Here is a 26,057-nt window from a genome sequence, read left to right as displayed (position 1 = left end):
CAGCTTTTTTCTTAAACCCTAGCTCGCTAGGGTTTTTCTATCGCTAAACTGGTCGCAAGTTTAGCTCATCAAACTCAATGAGGATATGCCCATGGCAAACTTCGTATTAAACGCTCAAGCACGTGAAGTAGCACAACAAGGGAAAGGTTCGAGCCGCCGCCTTCGTCATGCTGCACAAATTCCAGCTATCATTTATGGTGGCAGTGCTGAGCCTGTAGCAGTTACTTTAGAGCTTCGTGAAATCGTTAAAGCTTTAGAAAATAACGCTTTCTTCGAAGAAGTTATCGAAATCAAAATCGGTGACAAAGTTGAGAACGTTAAAATCCAAGCTTTACAACGTCACCCAGCTAAAAACACACCTATGCATGCTGACTTCAAACGCGCATAAGTGTTAAAGGCGTAAATTAGTGTCAAATATTTCGCTAATTGTTGGTTTGGGCAATCCCGGAAAGGAATATGCCCAAACCCGCCATAATGCAGGTTTCTGGTTCGTTGAACAGCTTGCAGACCGTTATGGTATTTCTTTAAAAGCTGATCCTAAATTTCACGGATACAGCGGTCGTGGCCAAATCGAAGGTCATGACGTACGTTTATTACTTCCTACCACTTTTATGAACCGTTCTGGTCAAAGTGTTGTCCCTTTCGCCAAATTTTATCAAGTTGCACCTGAAGCAATCCTGATTGCGCATGATGAACTAGATATGAATCCTGGCGTTATCCGCTTGAAAACAGGTGGCGGACATGGCGGACACAATGGTCTTCGCGATATCGTCCCGCATATCGGTGCTAATTTCCATCGTTTACGTATTGGAATTGGGCATCCAGGTTCAAAAGAACGTGTTTCTGGTCATGTGCTCGGCAAAGCGCCTAGCAGTGAACAAGAACTAATGGATACTGCAATTGATCATGCCTTGTCTAAAGTGAAAATGCTTGTTGATGGACAAGTTTCACAAGCAATGAATCAAATTAACGCTTACAAACCCGCATAAACTGAATTGTTGATCAATCCCGCTTGCCATATTGCATTTTTAAGCGCAAAATGCGCATCAAACCGCCTATAGCCCGCGGAAAACGTGACAAGTCAACCATAAGATATTGATCTTAGGTCTTACTCAGGAGACGCTAGCCATGCTATCTCGTTTATTAAAATGTAAAATTCACCGTGCAGTTGTGACTCATGCAGAGCTTCATTATGAAGGTTCTTGTGCAATTGATGGCGTATTAATGGACTTAGCAGGGATTCGTGAATACGAAGAAATCCACGTATGGAACGTAACTAACGGCAAACGCTTCACAACTTACGCAATTCGTGGTGAAGACGATTCAGGTATTATCTCAGTCAATGGTGGTGCAGCACATCAAGCTGATGTTGGAGATTTAGTGATCATTGCAACTTTCGGTGACTTTACCGAAGTAGAAGCGAACCTCCACAAACCTCGCTTGGTTTATGCAAATCCAGACAATACCGTAAATCACACTGCAAACTGTATTCCTGTACAAATTGCATAAGCAGTAAAAGATTTCTAAAAAGCCAGTCGATATGAACTGGCTTTTTTATTGCCCAGAAAACCCAAGACCTAGTTCAAGCAAACTACAAAAACACTGGAAAATCCGCTGATTTTTTACGCAAGCAAACTTGTAAAATAGTTCAATGCCTTATTCAATAAAATAAACAATAACGATAATTTGCAGAATATGGATATTACTCACCTCCTCAGCAAAGTCAGCCTGTTTGCTGACTTAGATCACACCACCTTAGAAAGCTTGGTACCGCATTGTCATATTCGGCATCTACAAACAGGACAACAGCTTTATTGCGCACATGACATTGCCGATTATGTTTATATTGTTGCTTATGGTCGGGTCAAACTCACCACTACAGCAGGTTTACTGACTTATTTTGGCCGTCATGACATTGTTGGTGAAACAGGAGTTATTTCCAATCAACCTCATCATGGGACAGTCAACGCAGTCCGTGATACTGCTCTACTTGGTATTCCACAACAGCAATTTTTAGATTTTATTCACCATTACCCCAAAGTCTTGTTTGCTTTATCTCGTCTCATCATTCACCGCGCCCAACCCGAATTGCAACATTGTCATGCGATGGGAAACAGTCGCACACTTTCAGTGATTCCAGTCTCATCCCATATCCCAGCCACGCATTTGGCAGAAAAACTGACCGAACATTTACAACGTTGGCCTCAAGTTCGTTTAGTTACAGCTGCACATGTTGATGCCTTGTTTGGTGTAGGGTTCAGTCAGACACCATTAGACTACAGTAGTGACGATTTAAAACTACGCCAATGGCTAGCCAATTTAGAAGAAAAACATTGTTACGTACTCTACGCTGCAGATAGCAGTGATGATGAATGGTCCAAACGCTGTTTACACCAAGCTGATCGAATATTGATTCTGGCAGAAGCCAGCCAAACACCTACTCAGACCAGACTGTCTGATGTACTGAATCAGCATGATTGGCAAAGCCCGATTGAACTGGTATTGCTCCGTTCCGAAGGAGACCCCTCACCACATACGTTGATTTGGAAGCAGCTCTATCACGCTCGTGCCCATTACTTCATCCATCCTTGGGCACAAGCTGATATCTGTGCCGTTGCTCGTCAGATCTCTAGCCAAGGTGTTGGTCTAGTACTTGGTGGCGGCGGTGCACGTGGCTTTGCCCATATCGGTTTGATTCGAGCGCTGGAACAATTACATATCCCGATTGATATTGTTGGTGGCACCAGTATGGGAGCATTTGTAGCAGCCCTAGTCGCCTGTGGTTTTGATAGTGTGGAAATGACCCATATCGCTTATGAAACTTTTGTGGCGCGTAATTATCTCAATGATTACACCATGCCTCGTGTATCACTGATTCGAGGGCAACGTTTCCATTCCCGTTTACATGCTATCTTTGGAAGCCGTCGAATTGAAGAACTCAGACAGACCTATTACTGCATTTCAACCAATCTCACCACAGGTCAAGCCGTCATTCATGATCAAGGTGAGCTCGCCACTTGGGTCGGCACCAGTATGAGTGTACCCGGTGTAGCGCCACCTGTTGCTTGGCATGAAAATCTACTCTGCGATGGCGGCGTGATTAATAATTTACCAACTGATGTCATGCAAAATCTAGAAAGGGGCACCATTATTGCCAGCAATGTCAGCTTGCATGATGATATTCGAGTCCCCGGCATCGGTTTAGAAGAACCAGATCAAAGTGCGTTATTGAACTGGAATAAAATCATCAAAGATAAACTTCTACATGCACCACGTCTGGCAGAAATTTTAATGCGTACTGCGACCCTTGCAAGTGACACCATGATTCAAACAGCAGCAATTGAACGTGCCAATTTACATATCCGTATGCCGATTGAAGGCATTGGTATGTTTGACTGGCATAAACTCGATGAACTGATCGAACGCGGCTATGAGCATGCCCTCGAGACCTTATTGCCAATTCGAGAAACTCTGCCGAATGCTTAAGCCGAGTGAATCTGATATCGATCTAATAGGCCATCTAAATATTGATAAGTTTCAGGATCTAGCTGTTGCATATAGCCATCAAGAATACGATGACATTGCTGCTGCTTGTCGATTGGCATCCTTCGCATAATGTCGAAAGTTACCTCCCATTGCGAACGCAATAATGATGCATAAGCAATATGATGCAATACTTCCTCATCAATTTGGGCAATTGCTGTTGCTACTGCTTGTCTTGCTTCGTCCTGCATATAATTCACAATGACCAACATATCGGTCCACAAATCGCAGCGATCAGCAGCCTCCACAATACTATGGATAATGGTGACCTGCCTTAACGCTGGCAAATTTGCAACAAAGCTCTGTGCCTGTGCCGATAAACAAGCCACCACAGGTAACATATCTTCCCATAATTGATCCTCTTGAGTTGCCTGAATAATGGCATTAACAACAGACTCACCTTGCAGAACCGCTAAATCCCCAAGCTCCTGTTTTAGCCCATAACTGATATAACTCATCAAAGCCAAAACTTTTGGCCACACTAATCTCTGCGCTGGATCACCAATAATCAATAAAGCTTGTTCAATACGCTGCTTAGGTAAGACATGGACTAAATGATCGATTTGCTCACGGGACTCAATATAAAAAGCAATTTCCAATAGGTCGCTTTCACTTTCAACAACCTGTGCAACATCCTGCAAAACAGCATCAGATAACATACTGACAAAACGCCCAATCGTTACAAAGTCCCGTTGCGCTAATAAAACTTGAGTAATGTCAGTAATCTGATGTGTAGTGAGATAGCCAAGTAGTTCTCTTGCCAGGCGAGGATCCAAATAAACAGCAATTGCTGCTATGGTTTTTGCAGGTAAATGCTTCGCTATTCGATAAGAGTTTTCTGTAGATAAATACACTGCAATTTGGGCGACAATAAATGGTTCTAAAAAGTGTTTCACCATGAAAATACTGACCCAGCGTGGTAACCAATTCACCCATGCAGCCAAATAACGAAAACGTTTTTTCTGACGATTTTGGAGTCGTTCTAATATCGCAAACCTAAACTGTCTAAGGCTTTCAGGTGCCAAAGACTGCATAAACGCTAACTCCTGCTCTGACACCTGCAAAATGCGAGCGAGCTTAATCAACTCTGCCTGTACTGCCAAACGAGTCATGCAATTTCCTTATTTTATTTATTTCGGAATAACCAACGAAGGAAAAAAGGCGTTTGATACACACTACGATTCATTCTCTGATCTTCATTTTTTATGGCCTGCTGTAATTGTTGATTTAACCAAGCCAAATCCTGATGGGAGAGTTGTGAAAATGCTTGAAGACTCATTACAGGTCTACGTAATTGTTGTGCTAATTGCTCTAATTCAGTCTTATCCGCTTTCTCCATCAGTCCACTCCTCTGCATTATTGTTGTTTTATCTTTCGAGTGTATGCTCAATTTAAATCTATTGCCAGTTTCACAGACCAGTAGAACAACCGAGCGACGTCTCAGCAAATTTTTTCATTTTTATAGAACGATTCATTCTATAAAAAGTTGCCTTTTCTCATAAAAATCTGGCTATAATCGAAACACATCGCTTCAGGGCGGGGTGAAATTCCCCACCGGTGGTAAGTTAGACATTGCAATAAAATGACCTAATCAGCCCACGAGCCTGTATATATTTTTATATACTCGCAGATTTGGTGAGAGACCAAAGCCGACGGTATAGTCCGGATGAAAGAAGACGAAACCACTGAAACACGCTTTTTGCGTTGTTTTGGTGTACGCTTATTTTTCACAACAGTCCTGAAATGTTCAACCGTATCCAATTTACGAGAGCGTTTCATTATGTCAAGTTTAATCCAACCCGAACTTTTCTTTTCAGCCCTTTCCCCTGCTGAACAACGTATTCAACAAGCTTTAGAAGATATCCGCCAAGGCAAACCTGTGTTGGTGATGGATGATTTTGATCGTGAAAACGAAGCTGACCTGATTATTGCTGCTGAAACTTTAACTGTCGAAACCATGGCACAAATGATTCGTGATGGTTCAGGTATTGTATGTTTATGCCTAACTGAAGCATTAGCTGATCATTTAGAACTTCCGCCAATGGTGGTCGACAATTCTAGCCAGTTTAAAACTGCATTTACCGTGACCATTGAAGCGGCACAAGGTGTGACCACAGGCGTTTCTGCTAAAGACCGCGTCACCACTGTTTTAGCTGCAACCAAAGATGGTGCCATTGCAAGTGACCTTAGCCGTCCGGGTCATGTATTTCCTTTACGTGCGCGTGAAGGCGGTGTCCTAAGCCGTCGTGGTCATACCGAAGGTACCGTTGATTTAGCACGTCTGGCAGGTTTAAAACCATCAGGAGTATTGTGTGAGTTAACCAATCCAGATGGTTCTATGGCTTCAGGTATTCAAGTTTTAGCTTATGCACAAACACATGGTTTGACCGTGATTAGTATCGAAGAACTGGTGCAATACCGCTTAAAGCATAATGTCTAATTAAAAATAAAAAGCCTCGAATCATCGAGGCTTTTTATTGCATGGATTTTAAGAGACTTTCCGTTCTGCATTCAGTTCAGCCACCGTTTCAACTAACTGGCTAAATTGAGAAATCTGCGTTACAGGCTGTGCCTGAGCCAATTCATCTGCCCGACCATAACCATAATTGACGGCAATGGTTTCTATACCATTAGCTCGCGCACCGATAATGTCATATTGGCGATCGCCGACCATAATGCACTGCTGTGCGTCTAACTGCTGTTGTTCCAGAATATAAGCGATTAAATCCGCTTTGTTAGTTCTCTCACCAGTCAATTCACTACCGTACATTTCGGTAAAATACTGAGCTAGATCAAAATGAACCAAAATTTGCTTCGCATAAACTGTAGGCTTTGCTGTCGCCAAAAACAAAGCATAACCCTGTGATTGCAATTGTTGCAAAGTCTGGGCAACTGAAGGATAAACTTCATTCTCAAATAAGCCTGTTACCGAGAAACGCTTACGATAAGCGAGTAATGCCTGTTCAGCTAAATCATCATCTTGAGTATTGAGTAATTTTGCAAGAGATGCTTTGAGTGGCGGCCCAATAGTCCAGTCTAAATCGACCTCATCCGCTATGGGCTGACCTAATTTTTCTAGCGCAAAACGAATTGAACCATGAATCCCTGCTTTCGGGTCGGTTAAAGTCCCATCTAAATCGATTAGAATATTTTTGATCGTCATTCGCTCAATCTCTTACAGTCTTACACAACATAGTCGAGAGTTTCTCGAAACTTCCCTATACTACCGTAGATTGCAGAATAAAAGGAAATTGCAGTGCGTCCAACCGTACTTTGTTTTTCAGGCTTAGATCCTTCTGGTGGGGCTGGTCTACAGGCAGATATTGAAGCAATTGGACAAAGTGGTGCGCATGCAGCCATTGCCTGTACCGCTTTAACCATTCAAAACTCACAACAAGTGTTTGGTTTTGAAGCGACGTCAAAGGAATTATTGCTGGCACAAGCCAATGCCGTGGTCGGTGATTTACCGATTAAATGCGTGAAATCAGGTATGTTAGGTACGACTGACAATATTGCGGCACTAGCTGAATTCTTGCGTGAACATCCAGATTATTTATATGTCCTAGATCCCGTTTTAGTAGCAAATAGTGGCGGTTCATTGGGCGACCAAGCGACATTAGTCAAAGCCTTTGTTGAGCTGATTCCATTGGCAACAGTGATTACGCCCAATACTGTTGAGTTAAGAGCCTTAACAGGTTTAGAGGATATCGAGCTGGCTACTGAAAAACTTTTCGAAATGGGTGCAAAAGCAGTATTGGTCAAAGGTGGGCATGAAGATACGCCTGATCATATCCGTAATGTGCTCTATGCCGATGGCAAAATGCTGGCGGAAAGTCGCTGCCCTCGTTTAGAAGGCCAATATCATGGTTCAGGCTGCTCATTGGCAAGCTTTATTGCAGGACGTTTAGCGTTGGGTGATTCTTTAAAAATTGCGGTTCAACATGCAGAAACATGGTTGTTTGGCGTACTAAAACAGGCAGAAACGCCTGTACCGAATGGGCAAAAGATTCCAAAACGCTTTTAAAGCATCCCCGAATAAATGAATACTCAATAAAAAAGGCGCGAGATGCGCCTTTTTTATTTCAAATCAATTACTGTGGAATACGGAGTACCTGACCTGGGAAAATGTCATCTGCATTTTTAAGTAATGGACGATTTGCTTCAAAAATTTTATTGTATTGGTTTGGATCACCATAATATTCTTTTGAAATCTTAGACAAATTGTCTCCTGATTTCACAGTATAGAACTTACTTTCTGGCTCAGGTGTTTCCACTGTAAGTTGATCATCAACTTGGGCAACATGATCAATATTTCCGACAGCAAGTACAATCTTTTCTTTATCTGCTTGGGTTTTAACCTGCCCTTTAATCGTTGCCGTATCGGTATTGCCATTATATGTCACCGATAAGCCATCAATCGGAAGACCTAAACTTTTAATCAAACCTAATAATTTATTCGCAATCTCTTGAGCTGAAGGTTCAGCTGGTGTTGCTGGTGCAGCTTGTGGTTCTGCTGGTGCTGTATTTTTCTTACCAATACCTTTAACAAAATCAAAAAGACCCATTGTTATTTCCTCTGTAATTATTAATTGCAAAATAGTCAAAATAGACTTACATCTAGTTATACAGAAAAAATAAAACACTCGAGTTTCAATTTAGCGCGGTCTTGTAAATATATGTATATGCGTTAGAACTTAATGAAAAACATCCTGTTGCAAAACATATCAACACAAAAAAGCCACCTTGCGGTGGCTTTCGATCATGCAAGATGATTAACCAAGTTTCTTAGTTACGTAATCGATTGCAGATTGAACAGTTGTGATTTCATTTGAATCTTCATCTGGAATCGTGATGTCAAAATCATTTTCGAAAGACATTACAAGTTCAACCAAATCTAAAGAGTCAGCACCTAAGTCATCCATGAAAGATGCTTCGTTTTTAATCTCTTCAGCACGCATACCTAATTGTTCAGCTACTGCTTGTTTGATGCGTTGTTCGATATCGCTCACAGGAATTCTCCTCATTGCTTGTGGCGTTTTAATTTGCCACTAGTTTAATTGAATATAAGATTTTTTAAAAGTTTATACATCGCCACTTAAGCCATGTATAGACCACCATTTACGTGTAAAACTGTACCAGTAATGTAACTAGCCTTATCGCTGGCAAGGAAACTCACTGCATCTGCAATATCTTGAGGTTCACCTAGACGATTTAAAGCTACTTGATCAATCATTTTTTTACGAATCTCTTCGCTTAACTGATCAGTCATTTCAGTGGCAATGAAACCAGGTGCAACACTGTTCACTGTAATCTGACGGCTACCCATCTCTTTGGCTAAGCTACGACTGAATGCCTCAATCCCTGCTTTTGCTGCTGAATAGTTCGCCTGTCCAGGATTGGCAAAATGCGCAACTACTGAACTAATATTAATAATGCGGCCAAAACGAGCTTTGGTCATGCCTTTCAGTACACGCTTAGATAAACGGTAAACGGCTTTCAGATGAATATTGAGAATGTCATCCCAATCATCTTCAGACATACGAAGCAGCAAGTTGTCTTTGGTAATACCTGCATTATTCACCAACACCAGTACTGAACCATGCTTTTGTTCAATATCTGAAATCAATGCATCAATCGCTTCACCATCACGAACATCGAGTACTGCACCCGTTCCATGCTCAGCAAAGCTTTCTGTGAGTTTCTGCGCGCCTGCTTCAGAAGTCGCGGTACCAACCACAAAAAAACCGTCTTGAATGAGTTGCTGTGCAATTGCTGCGCCAATACCTCGGCTTGCTCCTGTCACTAACGCAACTTTTCGTTGTTGTGTCATGCAATTTTTCCTTCTGCCACTAACACTGCGTTTAGGGCATCTTCCATACGTGCTTTGCTATCAATGGCAAATGCTTTTTCTATGTTCGGTAATCGCTTCGCAAGATTACTCAGCACTGTACCTGGTCCACATTCAACCACATACTGGATGCCCTGATCTTGTAGATACTGCATGGTCCGTGTCCATTGTACTGATTGGTACAATTGAGCCGTTAAGGCTTGACGTAACTGAGCAACATCTGTCGCGATTTCCGCGTTGACATTTTGTATTACAGGAAGGCATGGTAGCTCAATGGCAGTTTGTTCCAAAGCTTCTGCAAACTTTTCTGCTGCTGGTTTCATAAGCGTACAATGTGAAGGTACAGAAACAGGTAATGCAATTGCTTTGCCTGATTGCTCTTTTGCTTCAGCCATGACTTGCTGAACCAATGTCGCACTACCAGCAATCACGACTTGTCCTTGTGCATTATAATTTGCTGCTTCAACTGAACCATTTCCAGCAGCTGATACATTGACCTTCTGACAAAGTTCAATCACTTTCTCATCAGCTAAACCAAGAATTGCAGCCATTGCACCTTCACCTTGAGGCACAGCACTCTGCATCAGTTTGCCACGTAAATGTACCAGCTTAACTGCATCAGCCAAACTCATTGCTTCTGCTGCAACTAGTGCACTGTATTCCCCTAAAGAGTGTCCAGCCAAGTATTTCGGTACAATACCACCCAGCTCCAACCAAACACGCCATAAAGCAATGCTTGCAGTTAGTAATACCGGTTGGGTGTTTTCAGTTTGATCTAAACCTTCACCGCTTTGGGTAATATGCCAAAGATCAAAACCAAGCGCTTCTGATGCTTCTGCAAATGTATCTTTAACGACACTAAACTGCTCTGCAAGTTCAGCCAGCATACCCGCTTTTTGCGAGCCCTGACCTGGAAAAACAAATGCTGTTTTTGTTGCTTGAGCAGCCTGCTCAAGTCGTTTAGTCGACATATAAAAATCCTTAAAATGGTCTATCGCCAATTTCATCAACACTCATGATTTTACATGAGAATGACAACAGACTCTTTCCCGATGCGGCAATTTACCATTGATTAAATCGTTTTTTAATTGCGAAAAACAACAAAAAAGGGAGCTTTCGCTCCCATTTTTTCTATACTTTAAGCTAACGCTTAATGCATATAGTTCAATTATTCAGCATCAGCTGCTTTAGCGAATAATTGACGACCACGGTAAATACCGTCTTTAGTCACGTGGTGACGACGATGAGTTTCACCAGTAGTTTGGTCTACAGATAATGCATTCTCGGTTAAAGCGTCATGTGAACGGCGCATGTCACGGCGAGAGCGACTTTTACGGTTTTGCTGAACGGCCATGATGGCTCCTTACAAAGATCGAAAAAATGGATCAGAACAAATTCAGTTGTCTTAACTCAACATTATAACATAAATTATGAGTTAAGTTTACCCTTCAGACCTGCCAAAACATCAAACGGGTTATCCCGCTTTTTCTCTTCGACAACATCTGGAGTGGCAGGTTGATGCTTATGCTCACAAGCATCATGCTTAGGAGATAAAGGCACCAACAATAACAGCTCATCTTCTAGTAGTGCGAGTAAATCTATCACTGCAGGTGCATCATAATCACCTTTTTTTGAAGATTCACTTTCACCTAGAACGATGAAATCAGCATCCTCATCCAATCGCTCTATCAGTGACTCATCATCAATCAAAGCTAAATGAAAGTCTGAAACCAATTCAATTTCAACGGCTTCCAAACAACGTTGGCAGACCATTGGAACTTTTGCTTCAGTATGTCCATCTAACCATACAATACGATGATAGATATCCATTGATAGCTTACAGTCTATGTTGATCAATTGATCATCAATTGAACCAACAGCTTCTCGAGCAATACGAGCAAAGCGAGACAATGGCAGTGTTCCTGACCATGTAAAGCCCTGTTCAGCCCATTTAAATGGCTCGATTTGGCTTGGAAAAGTATTTGCTGACATAATTAAGGCGGCAATTCTACAAATTCATCGGTACTCTGTCAAAGATTAAGATACAATTTTGCACTTCTTTAGACAGAACTCGGGGTAAATTAAGCAATGTACCTGTTGCAGCCGCAACTTGAAGTAACATCTTCATTACTCGTAAGCACCCATTCAACCTCTGTTCCTGCGTTAGCGCTAGATCAAGTGCAACGTTCATCTTGGCAAAAGTTAACGACAGAACCAGAACAGGTCGATTGGCTTATTTTACACTTTAATCACTGGTTTTCCCACCATAATGTCACACTAGTTAAAGGTGAATTTGAACCAGAATATTTCCCAGCGACAATTGAGCAGTCTGCGAGAATTCAATTTGCCCATGGTTTTTTTAATAGTGCCCTGCATGAGATTAGCCATTGGAGCATTGCTGGCAAGCAACGTCGCCTACTTCCCGACCTTGGTTATTGGTATGCGCCCGATGGACGAAGTTCAGAACAACAAGCCCTGTTTGAGCAAGTTGAAATTAAACCTCAAGCCATAGAATGGCTATTTGCGACTGCCTTTGGTCGAAAATTTCGTGTGTCGCTAGATAACTTAACAGGCGATGGCGGTAATGGAGATCAATTTAAAGATCACGTCTTTGCGCAAGTACAGCGTTATTTTTCTGGTGAAGCAAAATTACCTCGTGATGCCGTACATTTCATTCATTGCATCTGTTTATGCATCCGTCAAGGCTCACCATTACAACTCGATGAATTTAAACGTGAACACCTTGATTAAATGACAAAATTATCACATCTAAGACTTGCAACATGCCCCTAACACGTTTCATACTAAATTTAGCCGTATAAATCAGGGAGTTAAAATAATGTTGCATTTACATATTCATCCTGAAAATCCACAGGCTCGCTTAATTACACAAGCAGTAGAACGTATTCGTGCTGGTGATGTGGTGGTTTATCCAACCGATGCAGCCTATGCCATAGGCTGCCAGATTGGAAATAAGAGTGCAATGGAGCGGATTGCTCAAATTCGTGGTTTAGGGCCAAAGCACCAGTATGCGATTATGTGTTGTGACTTATCTGATATTGCAACCTATGCCAAAGTCGATAACGCCATGTATCGTTTACTGAAAAATAATACGCCAGCAGTTACGACTTTTATTTTACCTGCGACCAGTGAAGTGCCAAAACGTTTAATGCATCCTAAGAAAAAAACCATAGGTCTGCGTATCCCAAGTAATCCTGTTGCTCAGGCGCTATTAAAAGAACTTGGTGAACCACTGTTAACCAGTACCCTAATTTTACCTGATCAAACAGATCCGCTGGATGATCCATTTGATATTGAAAACCAGCTTGGTAAACGTATTGATGTGTTTATCGATAGTGGCTTCGGTACTTTATCCACCACCAGTATTGTCGACCTATCTGGAGAAAATCCTGAAATTGTGCGTCGTGGTGTCGGTGATGTCAGTGCTTTTGAGTAGGTCTAGAATAAAAGAGAAAAAATGGATTTATTCCAAATTTTACTGAACATACATGATTATCAAGATGATCAAACAATCTATGTCATTGAACCTTGGCTCTTAGAGTCACAAGCTCTTGTTTTAACAGAGCCCCACGACGGATTAATACAAGTTCGGTATAACAACTCGATTTTTGAATATTTTTTAGAAGCTCTTTTAGTAAAAGAACTATTTACAGATTTAGAAAGTCAAAATTTGTGCATTCGAGATCAATGTCAACGCATTATCGAATATGCAATTTATGATGCCTAGTATCTGAATCAAATTACATTAAAATCAGACAATCGCTGTTTCTGAAAACCCTGTGCATCAAAATTATCTGGACTGAGCCATTGTTGATAGATTTTTTCTAATGCAGGCCATTCCTCGTCAATGATAGAAAACCATGCCGTATTACGGTTATGCCCTTTCGTCATCCGATCTTGACGAAATAAACCTTCATACTGAAACCCGAAACGTAAGGCTGCAGCTTTAGAGGGTGCATTACAATCATCGCATTTCCATTCAACTCGTCTAAAACCATTAGCAAAACATTGTTGTAAGAGTAGGAATATCACTTCAGTAGAGGCTTTGGATTTTTTCATTTTATGGGAAAAATAAACATTACCAATTTCAATGGCACCCTGCTCTAACCTTGGGTTTAACAAAGCAATCCAACCTTGGATCATGCCATCAATTTCAATTAAAAAATGAGTCGAACCTTTAAAACCAAATAAATTTTGCAAATCTTGTTTTAGTGAAACTTGGCTTTGTGGTGCTGCATAAGGCAAATACGTCCAACAGGCAGCATTTTCTTCCGTTGCAACAGCTTCCCAAACTTGACTTGCAGCCTGATCAGAGATTTCACCAGCAATATGAATCAATTTGACCGATTGCCCATCTAAATTAGTTTGAATCAGTTGGTTAGGTTGATGATCAATCGCAAATCCTACAGTTTGCCCAAATTGATTCTGTTGTGTTTTTAGATAATGTTTCATGGCGCTTTATAATTTAAATAAAAAATGACATTTGCTGCTAATTTAAGCATAAGTTTTTTCTATGACCTATGTAATCTTGCATAAATATAGAAAATACCCTGAGAACTTTAAGGTTTTTGTAAGTGGGTAATTTATTAAATTGGCAATTTCGATTAGAATAGTCCTGCTCTTGGTAGCATGTGCCTCTCTTTGCACAAAAAATTATATCTTTCATGCTTTTGAAAATTCGCGTGGCTTATAACGGTAATGAACCAAATTCTCCCCCAAACTTTGGAGTCCACTCCTTCCATTCGCGTGCTTGACGAGTGGCAAGAAGTCATACCTGAAGATTTATATATACCGCCTGCTGCGTTTGAAATTTTACTGGAACAATTTGAAGGTCCTTTAGACTTTCTGATTTACCTGATTCAAAAAAATGGCTTTGATTTATTACAGGTCGATATTTCTCCGATTGCCACTCAATATTTGTCTTACATGGATAGCATGAAATCGCTGAATATTGAGCTGACGGCAGATTATATGGTGATGGCAGCATTGCTTGCGGACCTAAAGTCACGCTTACTTCTACCAAAACCAGCTGCTGTTGATCAATTTGAAAAAGATCCAAAACAAGAGTTAATTGACCGTTTAGAAACTTATCTACGTATTAAGCAAGCTGCGGAACGATTGGGACAAATGCCCATCTTCGAACGCGATACTTTTAGTGCTAACGTGAGTATTGGTCATATTGCCCCGATCTATGAAGGCTATGATGTTGCAGCCTTACATGATGCTTTATTTTGCGTATTCAACCGCCCAGAACCGATTACCCATGTGGTAGCGCAAGAACCTGTACGATTAGAAGAACGTATTGCCTTTATTGAAAGCCAACTTGCATCAGGTGAGGTATTGAGTTTTATTGAGTTATTAAATCCCATGCAAGGCCGTATGGGAATGGTGGTCACTTTTATGGCGGTACTTGAACTTACACGTCAGCAAAAAATTCAGATTATCCATACAGGCATTGAAGCTCCTTTAACTATTCAAGGAGTTACTGCATGAGTTTTGATCAATTTGAGCAAAATGAAGGGATGTCATTTGAAGACATTCATCATGAAGTTTTATTACAACTTGAAGCGATTTTATTCGCCAGTGACTCGCCAGTTTCTCTTGCACGTCTAAAAGAAGCATTTCAAAACCAATATAATAAGCAGCAATTACGTACATTTTTACAGCAACTGGCAATGTTACAGCATGGTCGTTCAATCGAGTTGATTGAAACGGCACAAGGTTTTCGCTTTCAAGTACGTGCCAAATATCGAAATGTTATTGCACAGGTTTGGCCAGAGCGCCCAACCAAGTTATCACCGTCCTTACTCGAAACTGTCGCAGTGATTGCTTACCATCAACCAGTCACACGTGCCGATATTGAGCAGATTCGTGGTGTATCCAACAATAGCCAAAATTTAAGAACGCTTTTTGACTGGAACTGGATCAAAGAAGCTGGTTTCAGAGATTTACCTGGAAGACCTGCGTTGTTAGTCACAACGCCCCAATTTTTAAATGCATTTGGCTTAGCTTCGCTAGGTCAATTGCCTCCCCTGCAGAACGCCAAGGAAGCATTCATGACACTCGACGCACATGCGCCGAAGTCCTGAGAAAGGTGAACTGTTGATCATTATGTCTAAGGTTGTGCTGTCATGAGTGAAAAATTACAAAAGGTTTTAGCGAGAGTCGGGTTAGGCTCGCGTCGCTATATGGAAGAAGTCATTGCTGCTGGTCGTGTCAGCATCAATGGTCAGATTGCCCAAGTTGGCGAACGTATCGAACCAGGTGATGAACTTCGTATCGATGGTCGTAAAGTACAATTCCAAATTGAAGATGAAATTCGCCGTCGCGTATTGATTTACTATAAGCCAGAAGGTGAAATTTGTTCACGCAATGACCCTGAAAAGCGTCCAACAGTATTTGATCATTTACCTCAAATTGCCAATGATCGTTGGGTGATGGTCGGTCGTCTGGATATTAACAGTACTGGCTTATTACTATTCACTAATGATGGTGAGCTCGCTAACCGTTTAATGCATCCGTCAAATGAAGTTGAGCGTGAATACGCAGTTCGCGTGATGGGTGAAGTAACACCACAAATTCGCAATAACATGCTGAAAGGCGTTGAACTTGAAGATGGTCCAGCCAAGTTTGAATCATTCTCAGAAATTGGTGGTGATGGTATTAACCGTTGGTATCAAGTGGTGGTTAAAGAAGGTCGTAATCGCGAAGTTCGTCGTATCTTTGAATCACAAAGCTTGAAAGTCAGCCGTTTATTACGTACCCGTTACGGCACTGTGATTTTACCACGTGAGCTACGTACAGGTCGTTGGATGGAATTGGATAAAACAGATATCGATAACTTGGCAAAATCTGTTGAGTTAAAACCACGTCAAGGCACAGGTTTATTCGGTATGGCAAAACGCCGTACTGAACGTATGTCTGAAAAGCCAATGGCGGCACGTCGTGGTGGCTACCTACGTCAGCAACGTCGTGATGATGAGCAAGATCAGTCACAGCAACAACGCCCAAGCGGTAATAGCAACAATAGTAATAACCGTAAGACCATTGGTTTTAACAAAGGTTTTAAGAAGTTCTAATTCTTATTGCTGATCATAAAAAAACGCTCTGAATAGAGCGTTTTTTTATTGGTTTTAAATAAGCTGAACAATACCTTGCGGAATCGCATTCAGCAGCTTCTTGGTATATTCATGTTGTGGATGTAAATAAAGTTCATCTGAGTTGGCAATTTCAACCAGTTCGCCATGATTCATCACCATTACTTGATCAGAAATATATTTCACGACAGATAAATCATGTGAAATAAAAATATAACTCAGACCAAACTCATCCTGTAAATCCTGCAATAAATTGAGTACCTGTGCCTGTACTGAAACATCCAGTGCAGAAACTGATTCATCACAGATTAAAATCTCTGGTTTCAAAGTTAAGCACCGTGCAATTGCAATTCGTTGTCGTTGCCCACCAGAAAACTCATGCGGATAACGATCATAGGCTTGTGTTGGTAAACTCACGCGTTCCAACAGTTCCAATGCAATCTTTTTACGTTCAGCATCGTTTTGACCAATGCCATGAATCCGCATCGGTTCCAATAAAATCTGCCCGATGGTAAAGCGTGGATTGAGTGAAGCATAAGGGTTCTGGAAAATGATTTGAATTTTGCGTTGATACTGACAAAACTCTTTCTCACTCATCGCCAGAATATCTTTACCACCAATCAAGGCTTGTCCACCTGTTGCTTCATGCAAGCGCATCAGCAACAAACCAATGGTGGTTTTACCTGAACCTGACTCACCGACCAGACCAAGGGTTTTACCTTTCGCCAATTGAAAAGAGACACCTTTAACGGCTTGAAATTCTTCTCGCCCCCACAAGCCCTTACGGCTATAAAACGACTTTTTCAGATCTTTAACATCAAGCACAATCGGCTCATCACCAGACAAACCACGGACACGCTGTTTCAGATTTAAATCGGACAGATTGGTGGCTTCAATCAGTTGTCCATTTTCATCCTGCTGCATAAAATCACTGGTCACAGGTAAACGGTATGGACGGGTCGACAATTGCGGGCGGCAATGCAGCAAAGCGCGGGTATACACATCTTTGGGCTGCTCCAGTACTTGTTCAACTGGACCACATTCACGAATTTCACCATGCCGCATTACAATCACTTCATCGGCAATTTCTCCCACCAATGCTAAATCATGGGTAATAAATAGCATCGACATTTCATGGCGTTGGCGTAAAGATTCCAACAAATCAATGATCTGCTTTTGAATGGTGACATCCAAAGCAGTGGTCGGTTCATCTGCAATCAATAACTTTGGCTCACAGGCAATTGCCATCGCAATCATCACCCGTTGTTGCTGACCACCTGAAAGCTGACTCGGGTAAGCATCAATCTTGGTTTCAGGCGCTGGAATGCCCACTTCCTTCAGTAACTCAATTACGCGTGTCCTGGCTTGCTTACGCCCCATGCCTAAATGGATACGCAATACCTCAGCAATTTGATCTCCCACTGTAAAGACAGGATTTAAAGATGACATAGGCTCTTGGAAAATCATGGCAATTTCCTTACCGCAAACCTTCCGAATCTCTTTGGCAGATAAATTGAGTAAATCTTTACCTTCAAAGCGAATCTGGCTCTGTTCAGCAATTTGGCTTTGCCCTTTTGGCAGCAACCCCATCACCGCCAAGGACGTGACCGATTTACCACTGCCAGATTCGCCAACCAAAGCCACAGTTTTGTTTTTAGGAATCGAAAATGAAATTCCTTTGACTGTTTCGATCCATTGTTTATTTTCTCCTTTAAAGCTGACACGGAGATTATCGACACGTAATAGCGTTTCATTCTGATATTGCATTTTGTCTCTCCGCTATTTCAACTTAGGATCTAATGCATCACGTAATGCATCAGTAAACATCGAGAATGCTGTGACTAATACAGCCATGGCAATTGATGCCGCTGCCAATTGCCACCATTTGCCCAAGATCAATTCACTTTGCGCTTCATTCAGCATACTGCCCCAAGACACCACCCCAACAGGTACACCAAAACCAAGGAAGCTCAGAATCACTTCTGATTTAATAAATGACACCACCAGAATCGAAATCTGTACCAAGGCGATATGACTGACATTGGGGAAAATATGTACAAACATCCGACGTAAATGACTGACTCCAATGGCTTTGGCTGCAAGTACATATTCACGCGATTTGTGTTTCATGTATTCAGCACGAATTAAACGGAATACCCCAGTCCAACCGGTTAAACCTAAAATCAGCACAATCGACAGAATCCCTTTTTGTTGTAGTACTGCCGCAATGGCCAATACCAATAACAGATAAGGAATCGAGGTGAAAATGTTATAGAACCAATTTAGAACATCATCCACCCAACCGCCAAAATATCCAGCAATTGCGCCAAGGAAAGTACCTATCACCACTGCCAATAATGCAGAGAGTAAGCCGACTAAAATTGACGTTTCAGCCCCTTTAATAGTCTTTAATAAAACATCTTGTCCCCACTTATCCGCCCCAAAAGGCAAAGTAGTTTTTAACTCTTGCTTTTGATCAAGGAGATGTCCACCTAACTGCTGATCAATCTGTTTGATATCCTCAGCCAGCGGATCGACCATGCCATAATCATCAATTACAGCTCCAGCTTGTTGTTCAGCCTGAATTTCGGTATTGAGTTGTTGAATAATATCTTTTAGAGGATCAACTGGATTTTCAGGCAAAGCTGTTGTGCTTTCAGTATTTGCATTAATTTGATCAGACTCAGTATCTGCACCTAAAAATGTCGGTGGTGCGTAACTGACAGCAACTTCTTTATTCCAGTTAGAGGCAATTACTCCCGTCATAGATAAAGCGAGTAGGATGAAATAAAACAACACCACTAGAAAAGAAACCACGGCGATCCGATCTGATTTCAGCCGATTCAGAGCCAAATGCCAGAGTCCTGTTGAAGCAGATGATTCATTTGAGGAGCTTTTGCCTTTAAAAATTGTACTGAGCATCGTCATCCTCCTACTTCAACTGTACACGAGGATCGAGGAGCTTATAAATCAGATCAGCGATCAAGTTAAAAATCATGGTAACAGCAGCGATATACACTGTAATCGCTTTAATCACAGGAAAGTCGCTACGCTCAACGGCAATAATAATTTCCCGTCCTATGCCTGGAATACCAAAGAATCGCTCAATCAGGAAAGCACCAATGAGTAGCGCTGGCAGGCTAGCCATCACTTCAGTGACGATTGGAATTGAGGCATTACGCAATACATGCACACCAAGTACACGCGACTCACCCACACCTTTGGCACGTGCAGTCCGCACATAATCTTGGTTAATTTCGTCTAATACGAAGCTGCGATATAAACGTAGCGTTGGGGCAATACTGACCACCAACATAATTAAGATCGGCAACAGCGCATAATGAAATAGATTTTGGCTAAAGCTATCACTCCAACCTTGTACTGGGAACCAACTTAACTGATATGCCAAAACATATTGGAAAACGATGATATACACCAAGATACTGATCGACATACCAATGGTACAGAGCATCATCACCATACGATCTGTCAATGAACCACGAACCGATGCAACCGCCAATGCCAAGATAATTGAAATCACCGTTTGTAAAATCGTGAGTGGAATCAATAACGTCAACGATGGCCCTAAACGAGTCAAGATAATCTGAGAGACTGATTCACCCGTACTCCAACTCGCACCATAATCAAAAGTCAGAATCTGTTTAATGAAAATCCACAGCTGCACATAATAAGGTTGATCGACTCCTAACTGTTTACGGATGTTTTCGATTTGCTCTGGGTTCGACATTTTTCCTGCCAAAATATATGCAGGATCGCCCCCCACCCAGTTAAACAAGAAGAAAATCAGCAGAATGACACCCAACATGGTCGGGATCATTTGCCATAGTCTGCGCACGACATAAGCAAGCATAATGGCAAATCCTTATTTGACCCGTTGACCTGTAATTTCATTAAAGAAGGCTTTGTTATCTGGCTCTCTGCCTAAAAAGTCTTTGACCAGTTGCGCTGCATTCTTTTGACTACCTTGTGACAGAATAGTTTGACGGTAGCGTTGCCCTACTTCTGGATTATTCAAATTGTCGCCAAAAGCCGATAACATATCCAAGGCCAATACTTCAGACCACATATAACCATAATAGCCCGCTTGATAGCCCATCAAATGTCCAAACTGCCCTGGGAACTCGGTGTTCGGTACATAACCCAATGCGGTTGCCGATTCCATTTTTTCCCAGACACCCATCGGTTGTACTTTAAATGCATCCGCACCATGTAAAGCCATGTCATATTGTGCATAAAGCGTTTGACGTGCATAACGCATACCACGCCCATAATTGTGTACTGATTTAAGACGCTCAATCAGTGCATCGTCAACGCGCGGACAAGCTGGATCACAGTAGTCAGCCACTTTCGATAAGGTCTCTTTACGACGTGCCCACTCTTCATACATTTGTGATGGTGCTTCAACAAAGTCGCGCTCTACCGATGTGCCTGACTGACCTGAATAACGAGTTTTTGATAAAATGCCATGTAAGGCATGACCAAACTCGTGCACAAAGGTTTCCAATTCATCACTATTTAAACCTTTGCGGTTAAAGTTAGTGACCAAGACTGAAATTGGTTTACGCTTACTCAGCGTACTGCCACCATAGACACCCCAGACCGCTGCATGCCCGTACTTGCCTTCACGTGGGAATTTATCCATGTACAAGCCACCCAGGACTTCGCCTGTTTTTTTGTCAGTGACATCGTAATACTCCACTTCATCTTGCCATGCAGCGACTTTGGCTGGCTTGAATTCAATGCCATAAAGATCAGAAGAAATCGAAAATAACCACTTTTGTGCAGCTAAGGTTGGGAAATACTCGCGCAGTTTTTCTTGGTCGATCTGATACTTATCTTTACGTAATTTCTCGCTCCAATAACCCACATTCCAACGGTTAATTTCAGCTTTTTCTACAGTTGTGTTTAAAGTCTTGGCTTTAAAAGTACGTAATTCTTCCACCTCTTTTTGCTCTAGTGGTGCAACGACTTTATGTACATCGGCCAAGAAAGTGTTGACCGTTTTTGGCGTTTTCGCCATACGCTTCTTTAAAGCCCAATCAGCATAACTTGGCTGACCAAACAACTGCGCCAACTCATAGCGTAAGTCAATAATTTGTTTGAGTAAAACCAAGTTCTTTTCTGTACCACGACGTGTAAATGCGGTTTGATAACGTTTACGTGCATCATCACTGTCCGCCAGCTCCATAAAAGGTTGGTATTCTGGATATTCAAAACCTAGTAAATAATTGCCTTTATCATTTTTCTTTAGGCCTGAAATATAACTGTCTGGTAAGCCTTTTAACTCAGCAGGTGTAAATTCTAATTTTTCTGGATTATCACGAATATTGCGAGAAAACTCTTGTGAAAGCTTGGTGAGCTCATCAAAAATAGTTTTGACCCGTGCTCTTTTTGCAGCTGGGAGCTGTACCCCAGTATCTTCAAAGGCATCAAGAATATCTTGGCGGTACTTGGTATCAATTGCATCGTTGGCTTTTGTGTTTTTAAAGCGTTGATACAACTTCGGGTTCTGATAGATTTCAGTTTGTAGTTGATTGAGTTTGACTTCACAATCTTCAGCCGCTTGGCGTAATTTAGCATCTGGATCAACATTGCTATATAAGCTAATTGGCCCTGCAAAATCCTCAAAACTTGCCATCAACTGATCCCATTCCGCCAACACAGGAGCTGCATCAGATTGGGGCTTAATATTTTGTTTTTCCAGTTGAGCAATACGTTGCTTTAATGTTTGTAAATTGGCATCACACCATTGGGCACTATCAGCCGTTTTTAAAATCGGTAAAGTTGTTCGTGTGCTTTCAGCCCATATGCATTGACTCATTCCCGCAACCGCTATTGATAACAGACCCAGTGTCGATAACTTCAACGTTTTTTTCGCCATTTTTCTCTCCAATTTAATTTGTTGCTTATCTCTTATCTTGAATATCGATATACATCCATTCTGCTGGCAAAATTGGATGCTTCTTATAACCAATGACACGAGGCTGTACGACGACATTGCGATAACGCGTGGAAATGAATTGCACAGGATTATAAAACTCTAACAGTCGTGACATTTTGCGGTACAACAGATCCCGTTCAGGACCATCATCAAGCTTTTGTGATTGCTCATATAAACGGTCATATTCAGGTAATTTAAAGCAGGTATGATTGGTTGCGTGAATATTATTGCCATAGAACAACTGCACAAAATTATCTGCATCTGGATAATCAGCCACCCAAGCCGATGCCTTGAACATGGTCTTACATTGTTTTTCTGCTTTTAAGCCTTCAGCAAAAGGTACAGGTTTGGACACCATATTAATTTTAATGCTGGTCAAATCTTTCTTGAGCAACTCCGCCATTTGCATGCTACGTGCACTGCTGCTGGAAGGCATAAACTCAATGACTAAAGGCTTTCCGTCAGGTAAAGTCCGCCAACCATTTTTCCCGACTTTGTAGTTGTAACGATCGAGTAGTAAGTTTGCAGCTTTAACAGAATAAGGAATGCTGCTTTTGTAATTTGGATCGTATCCAGCTACGCCAAAGGGAATCGGAGATTCGAGTTTTTTGGCATTCCCTTTGGCCAAGATACTAATAAATTTATCCTTAGAAATGGCCATCGACATCGCACGGCGCAATGCGATTTTGTCTTTACTCAAACCACCAACCACAGGGTTTTGAATATTCCAGTACAGATAATCAATCGATGGGTCAGAAATACGAGACAGTTGAATGCCCTTCTTGGCTAACTCTGGCTTTAAGCTGCCATCCGTTTGGAGTGCTTGTACAGGTAATTCACCATCCAGCGTAAATAAATCCAGACCATCTTTTTGGAACGATAACCAACCTGATTGTGATTCTTCAATCACCTGAATATCGACAACACCAATTTGCGGCATTCTCTTGCCTTGCATTTGTTGTACGATTTTTTGATCTTCTGGACTGCTGGCCTTAAAATCCCATGTAAAACCACGATAATCTGGGTTTGCCTTCAAAATAATCCGTGAACCTGGTGTCCAATGTGACAGCATATAAGGACCTGTTCCTACAGGGCGTCCCATCACATAGCCCGCTTTATCACGATATTTTTCAATTACCTCGCGTGCTACTGCACCCGTCGGTTGATGCGCCAAGAGCATCGGAAAATTATGATTCGGTTCTTTTAAACGAATGACCAAAGTATAACGATCAGGTGTTTGTATCCCAGCCATTGGCTGATCGTAATTAAATGTTCCTGTTTTACTGGCCTGTTGAATAAGCGTGTCTATTCCAGCGATTTTATCTTCGAACAACCAACTGTTTGGAGAATGTAGATTTGGATCAATTAATCGTTTAAATGAATACGCATAATCTGCCGCAGTTAACTCACGTGGCTTACCCTTAAATGCAGGATCAGGTGTGAAATAGATGCCTTTCTGAATCCGAATCGTATAGGTTAGGCCATCCGCACTGACTTCAGGCAGTGCAACTGCGGTTCTCGGTATTAACTTGGCTGGTGAGGCTAAATAATCATAGGTATAGAGGGTTTCAAATACCGAATGAAGAATATGGGCAGAATATAAGTCTTGCGTTGCCACAGGATCAAAACCAGTTTCCGCTACAGGAAAAGCATAACGCAGTACTTTTTTTGGATCGGCTGGGCTTTTTGCTTCTACACTCGTTACCCCCAAACTTAAGCTGGTCCCCAATAACAATGCCAAACCGTAATCTTGTATCGAAAGTTTAAAATTTTGCTTCATCATAAATGCATCACTTATTTTTGATTTGGTGAAACAATATCTAAGTATTGCCAATTGGTATTCATAATTGGGTGCGCTTTAAAGCCTTGAACCTCAGGTTGAATCAACCAGTTACGAATCCGTGTATCTTGCAAAATCCAAGTCCCATCTGCTTCAATTTGGCGGCTCATTTTTTCATAGAATGGCATACGTTTTTCAGGAGCCTGCTGCATCGCTTGCTTATATAAACTGTCATAGGCTGCTGACTGATAACAGGACTGATTGCCACGCCCAACATTCGGACCGTAAAGCAACTGGGTGAAATTTTCACCCTCTGGATAATCTGCATGCCATGCCCCACTCCACATCATGTATTGACACTGGGTAGCGGCTTTTAAGTTATCTGCAAAATTACTTACTTTGAAGTCTGCTCGGATACCGATTGCATCTAAATTCTTCTTCCACAGTTCAGAATACATCACAGAAGATGTGCCACTCTCGGTATTTATTTTTAATGTTAAAGGCTTACCATTAGGCAGATTGCGATAACCATCTTGACCTTTTTTATAGCCGAAATGATCCAGCAATTTATTCGCCAGTAAAGGGTTATAACCAATACTGCTACGATAATTCGGGTTATGACCATTAATGCCAGCAGGGACTAGCATTTCAGCTTTAACCGCCTGACCTTTTCTTAAGATACGAATATATTCATTGACATTAAAAGACATGGCGATGGCACGTCTTAATGCAATTTTATCTAGACTATTACCACCAACTATTGGGTCCCGCATATTCAGCATAGAATAAGTGATTTCTGCCTCTTTATTGGCATAGAGGCGTATACCCTGTTTTTTCATTTCGGCTTTTAACTGGTTGTTTTGATCGAGCACTTTCGGAATTGCACTTGAAGTCACCTTATCAAAATCAAGCTGTTTAGACTGAAAAGCCAGCCAACGTGATTGTTCTTCTTCGATAATGCTGATATTGACCTTACCAATTTGCGGCATTTGCTTGCCACTCATTTCTTTGACAAGTTGGTTATCCCAAGCTGTTCCTGTCGATTTAAAGTTCCAGATAAAACCACGATAATCAGGATTGGCAACTAGTTCGATCTTACTCCGTGGCACATATTTACTCAGCATGTAGGGCCCTGTCCCCACAGGATGCATAGCCAAACGATCTTTATAATATTCAACAACTTCACGTGCAGTCGCGCCAAAGGTGCTATAGGCCAAAATATAAGGGAAATTATAATCAGGTTGCGTCAGCGTGAATTGAATCGTATATTTATCCAGAGCTTTTACGCCTTCAATCTTGGCATCATAGTTAAATGTGCCTGTTTTTTTGGCTTGCTCAACCAATGCATTTGCACCAATAATTTTATTATCAATAAAAGAAAATGCCGAAGCATGATTTTTAGGGTCTAATATCCGCTTAACTGAATATACATAATCCTCTGCAACCAGCTCTCTACGCTTGCCTTTAAATGCCGGATCATCAGTAAAATAAATCCCTGGTTTTATTTTAAATATATAAACTTGACCATCCTTTTCAATAACAGGTAGCTTCTCAGCTGTTGCAGGTACCAGTTTAACTGGGCTTGCTAGATAATCATATTGAAGCAACCTTTCAAAAATTACATCGGCAACACTGCCACTATAAAAATTGAAAGTTTTAACCATATCAAAGCCATCATCTGGTGCTTCAAATGCAACACGGAGTACTTTATCTGCTTGAGCAGGTGTTTTTGCATACCCCATCGGCATGAGTGCAATAACGGTTGATAATACTGTGACCGTAAAAAAAGTTGACTTCAAATCAGTG

At 41.5% G+C, this 26,057-nt stretch carries 28 protein-coding genes and 1 riboswitch; of the genes, 12 read left to right on the top strand and 16 right to left on the bottom strand.

Annotation, left to right across the window (positions count from 1 at the left end):
* Window positions 1–91: 91 nt before the first annotated feature.
* The 4 genes from rplY (at window position 92) to F3J02_RS05005 (ending at window position 3,486) form a co-directional block, all read left to right on the top strand.
* Window positions 92–388, top strand: a complete 297-nt coding sequence (gene rplY, locus F3J02_RS05020) for a 50S ribosomal protein L25 (RefSeq protein ID WP_004663523.1) — start codon at window positions 92–94, stop codon at window positions 386–388.
* Between the two features lie 19 nt (window positions 389–407).
* Entirely contained in the window at window positions 408–989 is a 582-nt protein-coding gene (pth, locus tag F3J02_RS05015; RefSeq protein ID WP_167248002.1) for an aminoacyl-tRNA hydrolase, read from the top strand.
* A 139-nt stretch (window positions 990–1,128) separates the two neighbouring features.
* The gene (gene panD / locus F3J02_RS05010) at window positions 1,129–1,509 is read left to right on the top strand and encodes an aspartate 1-decarboxylase (RefSeq protein ID WP_004655255.1); all 381 of its coding nucleotides are present in this window, start codon (window positions 1,129–1,131) and stop codon (window positions 1,507–1,509) included.
* 186 nt (window positions 1,510–1,695) lie between these two features.
* On the top strand, window positions 1,696–3,486 hold the full coding sequence (locus tag F3J02_RS05005) for a patatin-like phospholipase family protein (RefSeq protein WP_167248001.1): 1,791 nt from the start codon (window positions 1,696–1,698) through the stop codon (window positions 3,484–3,486).
* On the opposite strand, the gene F3J02_RS05000 is transcribed toward F3J02_RS05005, so the two are convergent.
* Together F3J02_RS05000 and F3J02_RS04995 are read right to left on the bottom strand one after the other, a co-directional pair.
* Window positions 3,483–4,655, bottom strand: a complete 1,173-nt coding sequence (locus F3J02_RS05000; protein WP_167248000.1) for a hypothetical protein — start codon at window positions 4,653–4,655, stop codon at window positions 3,483–3,485. The genes F3J02_RS05005 and F3J02_RS05000 overlap by 4 nt on opposite strands.
* A 14-nt stretch (window positions 4,656–4,669) precedes the next feature.
* Window positions 4,670–4,882, bottom strand: coding sequence for a hypothetical protein (locus F3J02_RS04995; RefSeq protein WP_167247999.1), 213 nt, complete (start codon window positions 4,880–4,882; stop codon window positions 4,670–4,672).
* A 185-nt stretch (window positions 4,883–5,067) separates the two neighbouring features.
* Window positions 5,068–5,225, top strand: a riboswitch (FMN riboswitch).
* A 98-nt stretch (window positions 5,226–5,323) separates the two neighbouring features.
* Here F3J02_RS04995 and ribB point away from each other — a divergent pair.
* Window positions 5,324–5,983 (top strand): 3,4-dihydroxy-2-butanone-4-phosphate synthase, encoded by a 660-nt coding sequence (gene ribB, locus F3J02_RS04990; protein ID WP_167248374.1) that lies wholly within the window; start codon window positions 5,324–5,326, stop codon window positions 5,981–5,983.
* A 48-nt stretch (window positions 5,984–6,031) separates the two neighbouring features.
* Here the strand turns inward: ribB and F3J02_RS04985 are convergent, their stop codons facing one another.
* Window positions 6,032–6,706, bottom strand: coding sequence for an HAD-IA family hydrolase (locus F3J02_RS04985; RefSeq protein ID WP_167247998.1), 675 nt, complete (start codon window positions 6,704–6,706; stop codon window positions 6,032–6,034).
* 93 nt (window positions 6,707–6,799) lie between these two features.
* Between F3J02_RS04985 and F3J02_RS04980 the strand changes: the two genes are divergently transcribed.
* A complete protein-coding gene (locus F3J02_RS04980; protein ID WP_167247997.1) occupies window positions 6,800–7,567 on the top strand; it encodes a hydroxymethylpyrimidine/phosphomethylpyrimidine kinase in 768 nt (255 codons plus the stop codon).
* Between the two features lie 67 nt (window positions 7,568–7,634).
* Here the strand turns inward: F3J02_RS04980 and lysM are convergent, their stop codons facing one another.
* The 6 genes from lysM to F3J02_RS04950 form a co-directional block, all read right to left on the bottom strand.
* A complete protein-coding gene (gene lysM, locus F3J02_RS04975; RefSeq protein ID WP_004804950.1) occupies window positions 7,635–8,108 on the bottom strand; it encodes a peptidoglycan-binding protein LysM in 474 nt (157 codons plus the stop codon).
* A gap of 207 nt (window positions 8,109–8,315) precedes the next feature.
* Window positions 8,316–8,552 (bottom strand): acyl carrier protein, encoded by a 237-nt coding sequence (gene acpP, locus F3J02_RS04970; RefSeq protein ID WP_004655272.1) that lies wholly within the window; start codon window positions 8,550–8,552, stop codon window positions 8,316–8,318.
* Window positions 8,553–8,638: 86 nt separating this feature from the next.
* On the bottom strand, window positions 8,639–9,373 hold the full coding sequence (gene fabG, locus F3J02_RS04965) for a 3-oxoacyl-ACP reductase FabG (protein ID WP_167247996.1): 735 nt from the start codon (window positions 9,371–9,373) through the stop codon (window positions 8,639–8,641).
* The gene (gene fabD / locus F3J02_RS04960) at window positions 9,370–10,362 is read right to left on the bottom strand and encodes an ACP S-malonyltransferase (protein WP_167247995.1); all 993 of its coding nucleotides are present in this window, start codon (window positions 10,360–10,362) and stop codon (window positions 9,370–9,372) included. The genes fabG and fabD overlap by 4 nt, the downstream gene beginning before the upstream one ends.
* Before the next feature lie 197 nt (window positions 10,363–10,559).
* Window positions 10,560–10,745 (bottom strand): 50S ribosomal protein L32, encoded by a 186-nt coding sequence (gene rpmF, locus F3J02_RS04955; RefSeq protein WP_004638135.1) that lies wholly within the window; start codon window positions 10,743–10,745, stop codon window positions 10,560–10,562.
* 74 nt (window positions 10,746–10,819) lie between these two features.
* Window positions 10,820–11,383 (bottom strand): YceD family protein, encoded by a 564-nt coding sequence (locus F3J02_RS04950; protein WP_167247994.1) that lies wholly within the window; start codon window positions 11,381–11,383, stop codon window positions 10,820–10,822.
* Window positions 11,384–11,479: 96 nt separating this feature from the next.
* Between F3J02_RS04950 and F3J02_RS04945 the strand changes: the two genes are divergently transcribed.
* From F3J02_RS04945 to F3J02_RS04935, 3 genes are all read left to right on the top strand, one after another.
* Window positions 11,480–12,142 carry an elongation factor P hydroxylase gene (locus F3J02_RS04945; protein WP_167247993.1) on the top strand — a complete coding sequence of 221 codons (663 nt, stop codon included), beginning with the start codon at window positions 11,480–11,482 and terminating at the stop codon, window positions 12,140–12,142.
* Window positions 12,143–12,230: 88 nt separating this feature from the next.
* On the top strand, window positions 12,231–12,848 hold the full coding sequence (locus F3J02_RS04940; protein WP_167247992.1) for an L-threonylcarbamoyladenylate synthase: 618 nt from the start codon (window positions 12,231–12,233) through the stop codon (window positions 12,846–12,848).
* Between the two features lie 21 nt (window positions 12,849–12,869).
* Window positions 12,870–13,139 (top strand): hypothetical protein, encoded by a 270-nt coding sequence (locus F3J02_RS04935; RefSeq protein ID WP_167247991.1) that lies wholly within the window; start codon window positions 12,870–12,872, stop codon window positions 13,137–13,139.
* A gap of 8 nt (window positions 13,140–13,147) precedes the next feature.
* Here the strand turns inward: F3J02_RS04935 and F3J02_RS04930 are convergent, their stop codons facing one another.
* Window positions 13,148–13,864, bottom strand: coding sequence for a GNAT family N-acetyltransferase (locus F3J02_RS04930; protein ID WP_167247990.1), 717 nt, complete (start codon window positions 13,862–13,864; stop codon window positions 13,148–13,150).
* 246 nt (window positions 13,865–14,110) lie between these two features.
* Here F3J02_RS04930 and F3J02_RS04925 point away from each other — a divergent pair, with 246 nt between their 5' ends.
* From F3J02_RS04925 to rluB, 3 genes are read left to right on the top strand one after another with little or no spacing between them, the layout of a single operon-like run.
* Window positions 14,111–14,905: a segregation and condensation protein A gene (locus tag F3J02_RS04925; RefSeq protein WP_167247989.1), complete on the top strand. Its 795-nt coding sequence runs from the start codon at window positions 14,111–14,113 to the stop codon at window positions 14,903–14,905.
* Window positions 14,902–15,501 (top strand): SMC-Scp complex subunit ScpB, encoded by a 600-nt coding sequence (scpB, locus tag F3J02_RS04920; protein WP_167247988.1) that lies wholly within the window; start codon window positions 14,902–14,904, stop codon window positions 15,499–15,501. The genes F3J02_RS04925 and scpB overlap by 4 nt, the downstream gene beginning before the upstream one ends.
* A 42-nt stretch (window positions 15,502–15,543) precedes the next feature.
* Window positions 15,544–16,491: a 23S rRNA pseudouridine(2605) synthase RluB gene (gene rluB / locus F3J02_RS04915; protein WP_167247987.1), complete on the top strand. Its 948-nt coding sequence runs from the start codon at window positions 15,544–15,546 to the stop codon at window positions 16,489–16,491.
* 54 nt (window positions 16,492–16,545) lie between these two features.
* Here rluB and F3J02_RS04910 read toward each other — a convergent pair whose 3' ends face one another.
* From F3J02_RS04910 to F3J02_RS04885, 6 genes are read right to left on the bottom strand one after another with little or no spacing between them, the layout of a single operon-like run.
* Window positions 16,546–18,276, bottom strand: coding sequence for an ABC transporter ATP-binding protein (locus F3J02_RS04910; RefSeq protein ID WP_167247986.1), 1,731 nt, complete (start codon window positions 18,274–18,276; stop codon window positions 16,546–16,548).
* Between the two features lie 12 nt (window positions 18,277–18,288).
* A complete protein-coding gene (locus F3J02_RS04905) occupies window positions 18,289–19,431 on the bottom strand; it encodes an ABC transporter permease (protein WP_167247985.1) in 1,143 nt (380 codons plus the stop codon).
* Window positions 19,432–19,441: 10 nt separating this feature from the next.
* Entirely contained in the window at window positions 19,442–20,380 is a 939-nt protein-coding gene (locus tag F3J02_RS04900; protein WP_004655290.1) for an ABC transporter permease, read from the bottom strand.
* Between the two features lie 12 nt (window positions 20,381–20,392).
* Window positions 20,393–22,411, bottom strand: coding sequence for a M3 family metallopeptidase (locus F3J02_RS04895; RefSeq protein WP_167247984.1), 2,019 nt, complete (start codon window positions 22,409–22,411; stop codon window positions 20,393–20,395).
* Between the two features lie 25 nt (window positions 22,412–22,436).
* The gene (locus tag F3J02_RS04890) at window positions 22,437–24,254 is read right to left on the bottom strand and encodes an ABC transporter substrate-binding protein (protein WP_416224641.1); all 1,818 of its coding nucleotides are present in this window, start codon (window positions 24,252–24,254) and stop codon (window positions 22,437–22,439) included.
* Window positions 24,255–24,265: 11 nt separating this feature from the next.
* Complete coding sequence (locus F3J02_RS04885) at window positions 24,266–26,050, bottom strand: ABC transporter substrate-binding protein (protein ID WP_167247983.1); 1,785 nt, start codon at window positions 26,048–26,050, stop codon at window positions 24,266–24,268.
* Window positions 26,051–26,057: the final 7 nt, after the last annotated feature.

The sequence above is a fragment of the Acinetobacter sp. Tr-809 genome (assembly GCF_011753255.1).
Classification (GTDB): domain Bacteria; phylum Pseudomonadota; class Gammaproteobacteria; order Pseudomonadales; family Moraxellaceae; genus Acinetobacter.
The sequence above is the reverse complement of the archived record's forward strand: the minus strand, read 5'-3'. Positions and strand labels throughout refer to the sequence as shown.

Bases quoted from the DNA above. Each gene is read 5' to 3' on its own strand.
- rplY (WP_004663523.1), top strand. From the start codon at position 92: ATGGCAAACTTCGTATTAAACGCTCAAGCACGTGAAGTAGCACAACAA.
- panD (WP_004655255.1), top strand. From the start codon at position 1,129: ATGCTATCTCGTTTATTAAAATGTAAAATTCACCGTGCAGTTGTGACT.
- F3J02_RS05005 (WP_167248001.1), top strand. From the start codon at position 1,696: ATGGATATTACTCACCTCCTCAGCAAAGTCAGCCTGTTTGCTGACTTA.
- F3J02_RS05000 (WP_167248000.1), bottom strand. From the start codon at position 4,655: ATGACTCGTTTGGCAGTACAGGCAGAGTTGATTAAGCTCGCTCGCATT.
- F3J02_RS04995 (WP_167247999.1), bottom strand. From the start codon at position 4,882: ATGGAGAAAGCGGATAAGACTGAATTAGAGCAATTAGCACAACAATTA.
- ribB (WP_167248374.1), top strand. From the start codon at position 5,324: ATGTCAAGTTTAATCCAACCCGAACTTTTCTTTTCAGCCCTTTCCCCT.
- F3J02_RS04985 (WP_167247998.1), bottom strand. From the start codon at position 6,706: ATGACGATCAAAAATATTCTAATCGATTTAGATGGGACTTTAACCGAC.
- lysM (WP_004804950.1), bottom strand. From the start codon at position 8,108: ATGGGTCTTTTTGATTTTGTTAAAGGTATTGGTAAGAAAAATACAGCA.
- fabG (WP_167247996.1), bottom strand. From the start codon at position 9,373: ATGACACAACAACGAAAAGTTGCGTTAGTGACAGGAGCAAGCCGAGGT.
- fabD (WP_167247995.1), bottom strand. From the start codon at position 10,362: ATGTCGACTAAACGACTTGAGCAGGCTGCTCAAGCAACAAAAACAGCA.
- rpmF (WP_004638135.1), bottom strand. From the start codon at position 10,745: ATGGCCGTTCAGCAAAACCGTAAAAGTCGCTCTCGCCGTGACATGCGC.
- F3J02_RS04950 (WP_167247994.1), bottom strand. From the start codon at position 11,383: ATGTCAGCAAATACTTTTCCAAGCCAAATCGAGCCATTTAAATGGGCT.
- F3J02_RS04945 (WP_167247993.1), top strand. From the start codon at position 11,480: ATGTACCTGTTGCAGCCGCAACTTGAAGTAACATCTTCATTACTCGTA.
- F3J02_RS04940 (WP_167247992.1), top strand. From the start codon at position 12,231: ATGTTGCATTTACATATTCATCCTGAAAATCCACAGGCTCGCTTAATT.
- F3J02_RS04935 (WP_167247991.1), top strand. From the start codon at position 12,870: ATGGATTTATTCCAAATTTTACTGAACATACATGATTATCAAGATGAT.
- F3J02_RS04930 (WP_167247990.1), bottom strand. From the start codon at position 13,864: ATGAAACATTATCTAAAAACACAACAGAATCAATTTGGGCAAACTGTA.
- F3J02_RS04925 (WP_167247989.1), top strand. From the start codon at position 14,111: ATGAACCAAATTCTCCCCCAAACTTTGGAGTCCACTCCTTCCATTCGC.
- scpB (WP_167247988.1), top strand. From the start codon at position 14,902: ATGAGTTTTGATCAATTTGAGCAAAATGAAGGGATGTCATTTGAAGAC.
- rluB (WP_167247987.1), top strand. From the start codon at position 15,544: ATGAGTGAAAAATTACAAAAGGTTTTAGCGAGAGTCGGGTTAGGCTCG.
- F3J02_RS04910 (WP_167247986.1), bottom strand. From the start codon at position 18,276: ATGCAATATCAGAATGAAACGCTATTACGTGTCGATAATCTCCGTGTC.
- F3J02_RS04905 (WP_167247985.1), bottom strand. From the start codon at position 19,431: ATGCTCAGTACAATTTTTAAAGGCAAAAGCTCCTCAAATGAATCATCT.
- F3J02_RS04900 (WP_004655290.1), bottom strand. From the start codon at position 20,380: ATGCTTGCTTATGTCGTGCGCAGACTATGGCAAATGATCCCGACCATG.
- F3J02_RS04895 (WP_167247984.1), bottom strand. From the start codon at position 22,411: ATGGCGAAAAAAACGTTGAAGTTATCGACACTGGGTCTGTTATCAATA.
- F3J02_RS04890 (WP_416224641.1), bottom strand. From the start codon at position 24,254: ATGATGAAGCAAAATTTTAAACTTTCGATACAAGATTACGGTTTGGCA.